The sequence below is a fragment of the Rhizobium leguminosarum genome, assembly GCF_019798305.1.
Taxonomy (GTDB): Bacteria; Pseudomonadota; Alphaproteobacteria; order Rhizobiales; family Rhizobiaceae; genus Rhizobium; species Rhizobium leguminosarum_U.
In genome coordinates, this window is sequence record NZ_JAAXDD010000004.1 from 291,032 (window position 1) to 303,376 (window position 12,345).

The window sequence follows — 12,345 nt, forward strand, 5'->3', positions numbered from 1 at the left end:
GAGCTAAGTATATCTTGTATGGTTGTCTATATCAATAGACATTTTAAGGGAAGCGGCGATGATATCAGCGGACAGGACAGACGCTGCGTCACAGACGGCATCCGGGCGCAAACGCGCCGCCGATCTGCTGGCGCGGGCGGAGCGCAGCGAACTCTCAGCGGTCTACGATGCGCTGCCGCAAAAGCCTGTGGCCCATCCGGTGCGCGGACCGGAGACCGGGCTGGTGATGGTGCGCGGACGCATCGGCGGCGGCGGCGCTCCCTTCAATCTCGGCGAAGTGACCGTGACGCGGGCGACCGTCCGGCTCGACACCGGCTCGGTCGGCCATGCGCAGGCGCTCGGCACCGACCGCGAGAAGGCCCGGCTTGCGGCGATCTTCGACGCGCTATGGCAGGAGGAGGCGACGAAGGATTTCGTCGAACAGGCCCTGCTTTTACCGATCACTGAGCGGATCGCCGAAGCCGAACGCCGCAAGGCGGACGAGACCGCGGCAACCCGCGTCGATTTCTTCACCATGGTGCGGGGAGACAACTGATGGGCCTGAAGACAGAAGCTCTGACCGGCGGCTTTGCCGAGCCGGTCTTCCATGCCCAATCCGTCTTCAAGATGCTGATGGACGGCATAGCCCGCCCCGGCACGATCCAGACCGTTCAGCCCGATGTCGCTCCGCCGGCACCGCTCGGCATCGCCGCCGGCACGATCGCGCTGACGCTTTGCGACCACGACACATCAGTCTGGCTTTCCCTGGGACTGGCGAGATCCGCCGTGCCGGAGTGGCTCGGCTTCCATACCGGCGCGCCGCTGACGATCGAAAAGGCCGAGGCGCGCTTTGCCTTCACTGAGGCCGGCACCGCGCTTTCCTCCTTCGGCCTCTTTGCATCAGGCACGCAGGAATATCCCGACCGCTCGACGACCCTGATCATCGAGCTCGCCAATCTCGAGGGTGGCCGCAGGCTGGCGCTGATGGGCCCGGGCATCCAGAGCGTAGCGGAGATCGCGCCTATCGGCCTGCCGGAGACCTTCCTGCGGCTCTGGACCGAGAACCGCGCGCTCTTTCCGCGAGGCGTCGACATCGTGCTGACGGCGGGCAAGCGTTTCCTCTGCCTGCCGCGCACCACCAAGATCACAGCAACGGAGATCTGAGCTCATGTATGTTGCCGTCAAGGGTGGCGAGGCCGCCATCGCCAATGCCCACCGCCTGCTCGCCGACCGCCGCCGCGGCGACCGTTCGCTGCGGGCGATCGGCATCGAACAGATCGTGGCGCAGCTGGCGCTCGCCGTCGACCGCGTCATGGCCGAGGCCTCGCTTTTCGACCGCGCGCTCGCAGCCCTCGCCATACGCCAATCGCGCGGTGACATGATCGAGGCGATCTTCCTGCTACGCGCCTACCGCACGACACTGCCGCGTTTCGGCTATTCGAAGCCGCTCGACACGGCTGATATGGCGATCGAACGGCGCATCTCGGCGACCTACAAGGATCTGCCTGGCGGCCAGCTTCTTGGACCCACCTTCGACTATACCCACCGCCTGCTCGATCCCACGCTGCTTTCGGACGAGGCGGTCGAGACGCCCGCTCAGCGCGCCGCCGAGACCGGCCGTGTCATGCGCGTCTCCGAAATCCTCGGCGAGGAAGGCCTGATCGAGGCCGACGGCGACATGCCGGAAGATCACCAAATCGGCGATCTGACCCGCGAGCCGATGGAATTCCCGATGACCCGGGATCTGCGCCTGCAGGCGCTTGCCCGCGGCGACGAGGGCTTCCTGTTGGCGCTCGGATATTCCACCCAGCGCGGCTATGGCCGCAACCACCCCTTTATCGGTGAAATCCGCATCGGTGACGTCGAAGTGGAATTCGATGTGCCGGAACTTGGTTTCGCCGTCTCGCTCGGTACGATCCAGATCACCGAATGCCAGATGGTCAACCAGTTCAAGGGTTCGGCCAAGGCGCCGCCGCAATTTACCCGCGGCTACGGCCTGGTCTTCGGCCAGAGCGAGCGCAAGGCGATGGCGATGTCGCTTGTTGATCGTGCGCTTCGCGCCGAAGAGCTCGGCGAGGATATCACCGCGCCGGCCCAGGACGAGGAATTCGTCATCTCGCACTCCGACAACGTCCAGGCGACGGGCTTCGTCGAGCACCTGAAGCTTCCGCATTATGTGGACTTCCAGGCCGAACTCGATCTCGTCCGCCGCATGCGCCGCGAATTCGAAGCCGCCCGCAACGGTGGCGAAGACATGAAGGAAGCCGCCGAATGACCGATCTGGCCAGCTACAACTTCGCCTATCTCGACGAACAGACCAAGCGGATGATCCGCCGCGCCATCCTGAAGGCGATCGCCATTCCCGGCTATCAGGTGCCCTTCGCCTCGCGCGAAATGCCGATGCCCTATGGCTGGGGCACCGGCGGCGTGCAGGTGACGGCCTCGATCATCGGACCTGATGACGTGCTGAAGATCATCGACCAGGGCGCCGACGACACGACCAACGCCGTTTCCATTCGCGCCTTCTTCCAGAAGGTCGCCAATGTCGCGGTGACGACGCATACCCAAGATGCGACGATCATCCAGACACGCCACCGCATTCCCGAGGAAAAGCTTAGGGTCGGCCAGGTGCTCGTCTACCAGGTGCCGATCCCCGAGCCGCTGCGCTTCCTCGAACCGCGCGAGACCGAGACGCGCAAGATGCACGCGCTCGAAGAATACGGCCTCATGCATGTGAAGCTCTATGAGGACATCGCCCATAACGGCCGCATCTCGCGGACCTACGCCTATCCGGTGAAGGTCCACGGCCGCTATGTCATGGACCCGTCGCCGACGCCGAAATTCGACAATCCGAAGATGCATATGTCGGATGCGCTGCAGCTCTTCGGCGCCGGACGCGAGAAGCGCATCTATGCGGTTCCGCCCTATACCGACGTCGTCAGCCTGGATTTCGAGGATTATCCCTTCGATATCCAGTGTTTCGACAAGCCCTGCGCCCTTTGCGGCGCCGAGGATGTCTATCTCGACGAAGTCGTTCTCGACGACAAGGGCGGGCGAATGTTCGTCTGCTCCGACACCGATCATTGCGAAGACCGCCGCGCGCACGGACATGCCGGCGAGATGCTGGCCCGGGAGGCTGCAGAATGAGCGATATACCGCTTCTCAAAGTCCATGACGTTTCAAAATTCTACGGCAACCGCATCGGCTGCCGCGACGTCTCCTTCGAACTCTGGCCCGGCGAAGTGCTCGCCGTCGTCGGTGAATCCGGCTCCGGCAAGACGACGCTGCTCAACTGCCTCTCCACCCGGCTGCTGCCGAGCACGGGCAGCGTCGAATATCACATGCGCGACGGCAGCTACCGCGATCTCTATCGCATGAACGAGGCCGAGCGGCGCTTCCTGATGCGCACCGACTGGGGCTTCGTGCATCAGAACCCGGCCGATGGCCTGCGCATGACGGTCTCGGCCGGCGCCAATGTCGGCGAACGGCTGATGGCGATCGGCGACCGGCACTACGGCAAGATCCGCGCTTCGGCGATCGACTGGCTCGAACGCGTCGAGATCGACGCCGACCGCATCGACGACCAGCCGCGTGCCTTTTCCGGCGGCATGCGCCAGCGCCTGCAGATCGCCCGCAACCTCGTCACCGGCCCGCGCCTCGTCTTCATGGACGAACCCACAGGCGGCCTCGACGTCTCGGTGCAAGCGCGCCTGCTCGATCTCGTGCGCGGCCTCGTCAACGATCTCGGTCTCTCGGCCATCATCGTCACCCACGATCTCGCCGTCGCCCGCCTGCTCTCGCACCGGATGATGGTGATGAAGGACGGCTACGTCATCGAACACGGGCTCACCGACCGCGTGCTCGACGACCCGCGCGAACCCTATACGCAGCTGCTCGTCTCCTCGATCCTGCAGGTCTGAGGTCCTAAACCTAGAGCGGTTCAGTTTTCATGGAAGCGTAGAACCGCTCTAACCTTTTGTTTTTACGCAACTCCTGACGGAAAACCGTTTCACACTTTTCCTGGAATTGCTCTAGAAAGAAGAAATCATGGCAACGCCCCTCGTCGTTTCCGAAGTCTCGAAGAGCTTCACCATGCATCTGCGCGACGGCATCAAGTTGCCCGTCGTCTCCGATGTGGCCTTCTCGGTCGCATCGGGCGAATGCGTCGTGCTCGGTGGCCCATCGGGCATCGGAAAGAGCTCGCTGCTCAAGATGATCTACGGCAATTATGCCGTCGACACCGGCCAGATCCTCATCCGCCACGATGGACGCATCGTCGATCTCGCCTCCACCGATCCGCGCACCGTGCTCAACGTCCGCCGCAATACGCTCGGTTATGTCAGCCAGTTCCTGCGCACCGTGCCGCGCGTCGCGGCGATCGACGTGGTTGCCGAACCGCTGGTGGCACGCGGCGAGGACGCCGTCACGGCGCGGCAAAAGGCGGGCGCCCTGCTTGCCAGGCTCAACCTGCCGGAAACGCTCTGGCAGCTTCCGCCCGCCACCTTCTCCGGCGGCGAGCAGCAACGCGTCAACATCGCGCGCGGCTTCATCACCGAGCATACGATCCTGCTTCTCGACGAGCCCACAGCTTCGCTCGATGCCAGGAACCGTGCCGTCGTCGTCAGCATGATCGCGGAAAAGAAGAAGGCGGGTGTCGCCCTTCTCGGCATCTTCCACGACGAAGAGGTGCGCGAAGCCGTCGCCGACCGCATCCTCGACGTCCAGCAGTTCTCACCCAGAAAGATCGCTGCATGAGCCGCAAGCTGGGCATCGAGCCCTACTTTCACGAAACGGCATCCGTCAGCGAATCCACCTTCGGGCGCTATACGGAGGTCTCGGAACGCTGCCGCATCATCGAGGCCACGTTCGGCGACTATTCCTACATCATGCAGGATGGCTCCGTCTGGTGTGCGACGATCGGCAAGTTCGTCAATATCGCCGCCGCCGTTCGCATCAACGCCACCAACCATCCGACCTGGCGCGCGACGCTGCATCATTTCACCTATCGCGCCGCCGACTATTGGCCGGACGGCGACATGGAAACGGACTTCTTCGCCTGGCGGCGCGCAAACCGCGTGACGATCGGCAACGACGTCTGGATCGGCCACGGGGCGACGATCCTGCCCGGCGTCAACGTCGGCAACGGCGCGGTGATCGGGGCCGGCGCCGTCGTCTCGAAGGACGTCGCGCCCTATGCGATCGTCGGCGGCGTGCCGGCCAAGCTCATTCGCGAGCGCTTTCCAAGAGAGATCGGCGAACGGATGGACAGGCTTTCGTGGTGGGACTGGGAGCACGATCGGCTGCGCCAGGCGCTTCAGGATTTTCGCAACCTCAGCGCGGAAGATTTCCTGTCCCGCTACGGCGGTTAAAACCCCCGATATAGGGGCGGAGAATTGTGACAGGACTTACACAAATATGACATGCGAGGTTCATCAAGCGGGACTAATGCGATGCTGATCGAGGCCTGGATCGCAAGGGAAGAGCATGATGTTCGAGCTGAAGAATGTCACACGTCGTTTCGGAAAAAAGCTCGCTGTCGATTCCGTCACGCTCGCCATTCCCCAAGGCCAGATGGTCGGCATCATCGGCCGCTCCGGCGCCGGCAAGTCGACGCTGCTGCGCATGATCAACCGCCTTCAGGAGCCGAGCTCCGGCTCCGTTCATTTCGCCGGCGTCGAGGTCTCCGGGCTTCGCGGCCAGGCGTTGCGCAACTGGCAGCGCGACTGCGCGATGATCTTCCAGCAGTTCAACCTGGTGCCGCGCCTCGATGTTCTCACCAATGTCATGCTTGGCCGCCTCAACCACCGCTCGACGCTTATGAGCCTGCTCAACATCTTCACCCGCGAGGAACGCGTGCATGCCATCGCCGCACTCGAACGCCTCGGCATCGAGCAGACGGCGCTGCAGGCAGCCGGCACGCTTTCCGGCGGCCAGCAGCAGCGCGTGGCGATCGCCCGGGCGCTGATGCAGAACCCGAAGATGGTTCTCGCCGACGAGCCGATCGCCTCGCTCGATCCGCTGAACGCCAAGATCGTCATGGATGCGCTACGCGATATCAACGAGCGCGAGGGCATCACCGTCATCACCAACCTTCATACGCTCGACACCGCCCGCAATTATTGTGAGCGCATCGTCGGCATGGCCGGCGGCCGCGTCGTCTTCGACGGCAAGCCCTCGGAGCTGACCGCCGAAGCGGTGAAGGAAATCTACGGGACGGACAAGGACGGCGCCGGCATCGACGAAACGGTGACCTCGACATCGATCAATATCGCCCCCGAGCGGGCAGACAATCAATCCGCCGGCACCCAGCCGCTGGCGCTGGCCGGCCTCTGAGAGGCAGCCGCGATCGAGCGCCCGCGTCAAGGGCACACACTTCTTCGTAACGGGAAGGCCGGGGACACCGGTCAATAGGAGAGAACATGTTGAAGAAAGCACTCTTTGCGGCAACGGCGCTCTTCGCGCTCGCCGGCACTGCCCATGCTGCAGACCTCAAGGAATTCCGCATCGGCATCCTCGGTGGCGAAAACGAGACCGACCGCCTGCGCAACTATGCCTGCCTTGCCGACCATCTGAAGCAGGAATTCGGCTTCGAGAAGGTTTCGCTCTTCCCGGCCGCCGACTATGACGGCGTGATCCAGGGTCTGCTCGGCGGCACGCTCGACTTCGCCGAACTCGGCGCTTCCGGCTACGCAGCCGTCTACATCAAGGATCCAAAGGCTGTCACGCCGATCCTGACGACGCAGCAGAAGGACGGCTCGACGGGTTACCACTCGATCGGCCTCGCTCTGAAATCATCGGGCATCAAGACCATCCAGGACGCCAAGGGCAAGAAGCTCGGCTACGCCGATCCGGATTCCACCTCCGGCTACCTCGTTCCGCTGACGCAGATCCCGAAGGACACGGGCATGCCGAACGATAAGTTCTTCGCTTCGACCCAGTTCAACGGCGGCCACGAGAACAACCTTCTCGCCGCCTATGACGGTAAGGTCGACGTCGCCGTCGACGATAGCTCGGGCATCGGCGATTTCAAGGACGGCTACACCTCCGGCACCTTCCGCAAGGAAGTCGACAAGGGCGCCGTCGATCCGAACAAGCTGGTCGAAGTATGGCGTTCGCCGCTGATTCCGAATGGCCCGCTCGTCGTTCGCAACGCTCTCGGCGAAGAATGGCAGACGAAGCTTGCAGCCTTTTTCACGGCTCTGCCGGAAAAGGATCACAAGTGCTTCGCGGCTATCGAAGGCGGCGATTACAAGGGCTACTCGCCCGTCAAGCACGACTTCTACAACACTGTCGTTGAAGTCCGCAAAGCTGCCATCGGCGGCTGATCGAGTCATTTCGAAGGGGGCGGCCGGCAGCGGTCGCCCTTTATCCTGTGACGACAGCGCCGCGCGTCTTTTCGAGAGCCGCAATGGAACGCTGAAGCACTTTGAATTATGCAGTAGGCGAGGCGTTGATGACTGTTGCCGATACACAGCCGCACATGCAGAGCACCAAGGAGATCGGCACCGCCTGGGAGCGGATGGTCGCCAAGCGTCGCTTCTACACGGTTCTCGGCCTGGTTATCCTGATTGCGGCTTTCGTCAGCTCCGTCCGCTTCGCCGATGAGAGCAATGCCGGCCACTTCTTCGATCGCCTGCCGCATCTCTTCGACTTCCTGAGCTGGCTCATCCCCAAGGATTGGCACGACGTCTGGCGCGCGCTGTTCGACATAGCGAGTGTCAACGACAAGGGCGGCGAGGAATTCAATTTCGACAAGGGCCGCGTCTATGTCTGGGGCGCCTTCTACATTCCCGAATATTTCGAGCTGATGATCGTCACCATCAACGTGGCGCTGATCTCGACGATCATCGCCTTCGTCATTGCCGTCCCCTTGAGCTTCTTTGCCGCACGCAACCTGACGAATTCATGGCCGTTGCGGATCTTCACCAAGCGGCTGATGGAGTTCCTGCGCGCCTTCCCTGAAATCGTCATTGCCGGGCTGTTTTCGGCGATCCTGTCGATCGGGCCGGTCGCCGCCATCATCGCCATCACCCTGCACACGATCGGCGCGCTCGGCAAACTCTTCTACGAAGTGGCGGAAAATATCGACATGAAGCCGTATGAGGGCATGAAAGCCGTGGGCGCCAACTGGTGGGAACGCGTGCGCTTTGCCGCCCTGCCGCAGGTGCTGCCGAATTTCACCTCCTATGCGCTGCTGCGCCTTGAGATCAACGTGCGCGCCTCGACCATTATCGGCGCCGTCGGCGGCGGCGGCATCGGCGAGGAACTGAAGCTTTCGATCTCGCGCGGTTTCGGCGCCAAGACGATGGCGCTCGTTCTGCTGCTGTTCGTGACGATCGTCGCCATCGACCAGTTCTCCGCATGGCTGCGCCGCCGCCTTGTCGGCGAGCACGCCTTCCTTCTGCAACATTGAGGCCGCCATGACGGTGATCGACGCAAACCGCATGCACGAGATAGAAACGCGCTATCCGGAGTATTTCCACCGGTCGTTCCGCCAGCGTTTCGGCGGGCTGATGATCCTCATCGCAACGCTGCTCTACAGCCTCTATGCCGTCTGGTTCTTCGATCTGCCCAAGCTCTTCGCCGAGGCTCATTGGGAGCGCGTCGGCATCTATCTCAGCCAGTGGGTGAGCTACGATGTCCAGCCGGAATTCCGCATTGGGGATGACGGCTCGATCGACATCCGTTATCCGCGTTTCTCGCCGCTCGGCGACAATCCGCATCCGGACTGGCTGGTCAACAACCCGGATGGCAGCATCACCGTTTCGATCAGCGGCACCAGCCGCAGCGTCACCGTCTCGAAGAGCGAGACGATCGTGACCGCGCATGGCGTCAGCGTCCCGGTGGACGTTTCGAGCGGTGCGCCGAAAGTTGTCGGCCCGGTGCCTAGCTGGATGACTGTTTATGACGACAACGTGCTGGCCGATCTCGGCTTTGCCGGCAATGTCAGCATTTCCGTCGACCGGGTGAAGATCCGCAAGCGTTTCATCGGCTGGGCGAATTTCATCTTCGACACGCAATCGTCCTTCTTCGACAAGCCGGTCGGCGAGGTCGTCGGCCTCATCGTCTCCGGTCCGCGCATGAAGCCCGACCAATCCAATCTGTCGCTCGCCTTCGACGATATATGGAACAACAGCGAATGGCAGCACGGCGACGTCTGGACCAAGCTTTTCCAGACCATCGTCATGGCCTTCCTCGGAAACCTGCTCGGCGCGCTTACCGCCTTCCCGCTCGCCTTCCTGGCAGCGCGCAATATCACGCCGAACCGCCTGCTGAACCAGATCCTGAAGCGCTTCTTCGATTTCCTGCGCTCGGTCGACATGCTGATCTGGGCGCTGTTCCTGACGCGCGCCTTCGGACCCGGTCCGCTTGCCGGCAGCGGTGCGATCTTCCTCACCGAGACCGGCACGCTCGGCAAACTCTATTCCGAAGGCCTCGAGAATATCGACAACAAGCCGCGGGAAGGCATCCAATCAACAGGCGCACAGACCGTGCTCGTTCATCGTTACGGCATTATGCCGCAGATCGTACCGGTCTTCGTCAGCCAGACGCTCTACCAATGGGAATCGAACGTGCGCGGCGCGACTATCATCGGCGCCGTCGGCGCCGGCGGCATCGGCCTCAAGCTGTGGGAGGCCATGCGCACCAATGCCAACTGGGAAAACGTCGCCTACATGGTCATTCTGATCCTGATCGTCGTCTTCATTTTCGACACCACCTCGAACGCGCTGCGCCACCGGCTGATGGGCACGAAAGCCCACTGATCCATTCCATCAAAGCAATGGCGGCGCTGCCGCCATCATCATTCTGTCACGGAAATCTTTTAGCCGGGAGGCTGCTTGCGGTTCGCCGCCAAATCACTGCACAGTGCCCTCCCCGTTTGGACGACCCCCAGGATAAAAGCCTTGCGCTACGCTCTCTATTTCTCGCCGCCGAAGGATGATCCCCTGACCGGCGCGGCCTCGCTCTGGCTCGGCCGCAATGCTTTCACCGGCGAGACCTATCCGGCACCGGAACATGAGCAGCTGGGTGCGGCAGAACAGTTCGAGCTGACCGCCGACCCTCGCCGCTACGGCTTTCACGCCACGATCAAGGCGCCCTTCTCGCTCGCCTCCTCGGTCACCGAGAAGGATCTCATGACCGTCGCCGAGGATTTTGCCCAGCGCACGCAAGCCTTCGAGATTCCTGAACTCGTGCTCGGCCAGCTCGGCCGCTTTTTTGCCCTCGTTCCCGGTTCTGCTCATCAACCTCTTCAGGATTTCGCCGCGAAGGTGGTAAGGTCGTTCGAACCGTTTCGCGCAGCGCTTTCCGAGGCCGATGTGGCGCGGCGCAATCCGGAGAAGCTCAGCGACAGCCAGCGCGCCCATCTGCAGCGCTGGGGTTATCCTTACGTGATGGAGGATTTCGGCTTTCACATGACACTGAGCGGCCAGGTGCCCGAGACACGTGCTCAGGTGATGAAAGCGATCCTGACCGAGCGGTTTGCCGATTTCACCGGCCGACCGCTTTCGATTTCCGGCCTTGCCGTCTTCATCGAGGAGACGCGCGGCGGCCCGTTCAAAGTTCATTCCTGGCTGCCGCTTGCCGGCGCCAAAAGCTGAAAGACCTGACGCCATGAGCAAAGAGACCGTGTTTTCCAACGCCCGCATCGTTCTCGAGGACGACATCCTCTCGGGCTCGATCCTCATCCGCGACGGGAAGATCGCCGACATCTCCGGGGGCAACTCGGTAGCCGGCGAAGATTTCGAAGGTGACTACGTCATTCCCGGCCTCGTCGAGCTGCACACCGATCATCTCGAAGGCCATTATCAGCCGCGCCCCGGCATTCGCTGGAACAAGACCGCCGCCATCCAGGCGCATGACGCCCAGATCGTCACCTCAGGCATTACCACTGTGTTCGACTGCCTGCGCATGGGTGCGGACGAGGACGGCGGCTTCGAACATGGCGAGATGCGCGAGATGGCCGACGCCATCCAGTCGGCGGAGACGGAAGGCAGGCTGCGTGCCGAGCACCTCATCCATTTGCGCTGCGAGGTCTCGGCCGACAATGTGCTCGAACATTTCGCCGATTTCGAAAACGACCGGCATGTGCGGCTCGTCTCGCTGATGGATCATGCACCCGGCCAGCGTCAGTTTCAGACGATGGATCAATATATTTTCTACTATCAGAAGAAGCGGGGCCTGAGCGACGAGGCCTTCGCCCGTTTCGTCGCCAAGCGCCAGGCAGAATCGGCGCGCAATTCGACGCCGCACCGCAACGCTATCGCCAAGGTTTGCGCCGATCGCGGCATCACCGTGGCAAGCCATGACGACGCGACGCTCTCGCATGTCGACGAGGCGATCGACAACGGCGTGCGGCTGGCGGAATTCCCGACCAGCTTCGACGCCGCCCGGGCATCGCACGGACACGGCATGAGCGTGCTGATGGGCGCGCCGAACATCGTGCGCGGCAAGTCCCATTCCGGCAATATCGCCGCCCGCGACCTTGCCAAGATGGGCGTGCTCGACGTGCTTTCCTCCGACTACGTGCCGCTCAGCCTGCTGCATGCGCCTTTCATCCTCGCCGACGAGGTCGAAAGCATCAGCCTGCCGAAAGCGATCGCCATGGTGACGTCGACGCCCGCCCGCACCGTCAGCCTCGATGACCGCGGCCGGATCGCAACCGGGCTGCGCGCCGATCTCGTCCGCGTCCATCGTTCGCACGGCGTACCGGTGACACGCTCGGTCTGGCGCCAAGGACGCCGTGTCGCATGATGTCCCACGAACCCCACGCAGGAGCCGGAGCCGAGCGCGGCATCATGGTCGTCGTCGTCGGACCAAGCGGCGCCGGCAAGGACACGCTGATGAACCTCGCGGCCCGACGTTTCAAGGGCCGCGACGATGTGCATTTCGTCCGCCGCGTCATCACCCGTCACCGTGACGCCGGCGGCGAAGATCATCTTTCCGTCTCCCTCCAAGGTTTTGCCGCCATGGAGCAATCAGGCTCCTTCGCCGTCTGGTGGGAAGCGCACGGCCTGAAGTACGGCATTCCGGCCGAAGTTTCGGTAGCGCTTTCGAAAGGCCACGTCGTCGTTGCCAACGGCTCGCGCTCGGCGCTTCATCGCTTCCAGGCCGCCTTCCCGCGTCTGAAAGTCATCAATGTCACCGCCAGTCCAGAGGTGCTCGCCGGCCGGCTGGAGGCGCGCGGCCGCGAGACGCATGAGGATATCATGGCCCGGCTTGCCCGCGGACCGCTGACGGTGCGCGGCGAATACGACGTGGTGGAGCTCGACAATAGCGGCTCGCTCGAAGAGGCCGAGCAGAAGATGATCGAGATCCTGGACGGGTTGCTGACCGAGACGCACTGAACAGATCGAGAGGAAGGGC

Annotated in this window: 14 protein-coding genes; all 14 read left to right on the top strand. The window is 62.8% G+C overall.

Features of this window, described 5'->3' with window-relative positions:
* The first annotated feature begins 58 nt into the window (after positions 1 to 58).
* The 14 genes from phnG to phnN all read left to right on the top strand — a co-directional run bounded on the left by phnG (position 59) and on the right by phnN (position 12,326).
* Positions 59 to 535, top strand: a complete 477-nt coding sequence (gene phnG / locus HFO99_RS09535) for a phosphonate C-P lyase system protein PhnG (protein ID WP_222248619.1) — start codon at positions 59 to 61, stop codon at positions 533 to 535.
* Complete coding sequence (gene phnH, locus HFO99_RS09540; protein ID WP_222360820.1) at positions 535 to 1,143, top strand: phosphonate C-P lyase system protein PhnH; 609 nt, start codon at positions 535 to 537, stop codon at positions 1,141 to 1,143. The genes phnG and phnH overlap by 1 nt, the downstream gene beginning before the upstream one ends.
* Before the next feature lie 4 nt (positions 1,144 to 1,147).
* Positions 1,148 to 2,254 (top strand): carbon-phosphorus lyase complex subunit PhnI, encoded by a 1,107-nt coding sequence (locus HFO99_RS09545; RefSeq protein ID WP_222360822.1) that lies wholly within the window; start codon positions 1,148 to 1,150, stop codon positions 2,252 to 2,254.
* Positions 2,251 to 3,126 (top strand): alpha-D-ribose 1-methylphosphonate 5-phosphate C-P-lyase PhnJ, encoded by an 876-nt coding sequence (locus tag HFO99_RS09550; protein ID WP_222360824.1) that lies wholly within the window; start codon positions 2,251 to 2,253, stop codon positions 3,124 to 3,126. Before HFO99_RS09545 ends, HFO99_RS09550 begins: the two co-directional genes overlap by 4 nt.
* Positions 3,123 to 3,899: a phosphonate C-P lyase system protein PhnK gene (gene phnK, locus HFO99_RS09555; RefSeq protein WP_222360826.1), complete on the top strand. Its 777-nt coding sequence runs from the start codon at positions 3,123 to 3,125 to the stop codon at positions 3,897 to 3,899. Before HFO99_RS09550 ends, phnK begins: the two co-directional genes overlap by 4 nt.
* A 127-nt stretch (positions 3,900 to 4,026) precedes the next feature.
* Positions 4,027 to 4,734: a phosphonate C-P lyase system protein PhnL gene (phnL, locus tag HFO99_RS09560; RefSeq protein WP_222360829.1), complete on the top strand. Its 708-nt coding sequence runs from the start codon at positions 4,027 to 4,029 to the stop codon at positions 4,732 to 4,734.
* Positions 4,731 to 5,348 carry a DapH/DapD/GlmU-related protein gene (locus HFO99_RS09565; protein WP_222360831.1) on the top strand — a complete coding sequence of 206 codons (618 nt, stop codon included), beginning with the start codon at positions 4,731 to 4,733 and terminating at the stop codon, positions 5,346 to 5,348. The genes phnL and HFO99_RS09565 overlap by 4 nt, the downstream gene beginning before the upstream one ends.
* A gap of 118 nt (positions 5,349 to 5,466) precedes the next feature.
* Positions 5,467 to 6,312, top strand: coding sequence for a phosphonate ABC transporter ATP-binding protein (gene phnC / locus HFO99_RS09570; protein ID WP_032997667.1), 846 nt, complete (start codon positions 5,467 to 5,469; stop codon positions 6,310 to 6,312).
* Positions 6,313 to 6,398: 86 nt separating this feature from the next.
* Positions 6,399 to 7,304, top strand: a complete 906-nt coding sequence (phnD, locus tag HFO99_RS09575; RefSeq protein ID WP_222360833.1) for a phosphonate ABC transporter substrate-binding protein — start codon at positions 6,399 to 6,401, stop codon at positions 7,302 to 7,304.
* A gap of 128 nt (positions 7,305 to 7,432) precedes the next feature.
* A complete protein-coding gene (gene phnE / locus HFO99_RS09580) occupies positions 7,433 to 8,392 on the top strand; it encodes a phosphonate ABC transporter, permease protein PhnE (protein ID WP_222360834.1) in 960 nt (319 codons plus the stop codon).
* Between the two features lie 7 nt (positions 8,393 to 8,399).
* On the top strand, positions 8,400 to 9,743 hold the full coding sequence (phnE, locus tag HFO99_RS09585) for a phosphonate ABC transporter, permease protein PhnE (RefSeq protein ID WP_222360836.1): 1,344 nt from the start codon (positions 8,400 to 8,402) through the stop codon (positions 9,741 to 9,743).
* Between the two features lie 141 nt (positions 9,744 to 9,884).
* Positions 9,885 to 10,580 (top strand): DUF1045 domain-containing protein, encoded by a 696-nt coding sequence (locus tag HFO99_RS09590; RefSeq protein ID WP_222360839.1) that lies wholly within the window; start codon positions 9,885 to 9,887, stop codon positions 10,578 to 10,580.
* Positions 10,581 to 10,593: 13 nt separating this feature from the next.
* Positions 10,594 to 11,733: an alpha-D-ribose 1-methylphosphonate 5-triphosphate diphosphatase gene (locus tag HFO99_RS09595; RefSeq protein ID WP_222360841.1), complete on the top strand. Its 1,140-nt coding sequence runs from the start codon at positions 10,594 to 10,596 to the stop codon at positions 11,731 to 11,733.
* Positions 11,730 to 12,326: a phosphonate metabolism protein/1,5-bisphosphokinase (PRPP-forming) PhnN gene (gene phnN, locus HFO99_RS09600; RefSeq protein WP_222360843.1), complete on the top strand. Its 597-nt coding sequence runs from the start codon at positions 11,730 to 11,732 to the stop codon at positions 12,324 to 12,326. Before HFO99_RS09595 ends, phnN begins: the two co-directional genes overlap by 4 nt.
* The last annotated feature ends 19 nt before the right edge of the window (positions 12,327 to 12,345 follow it).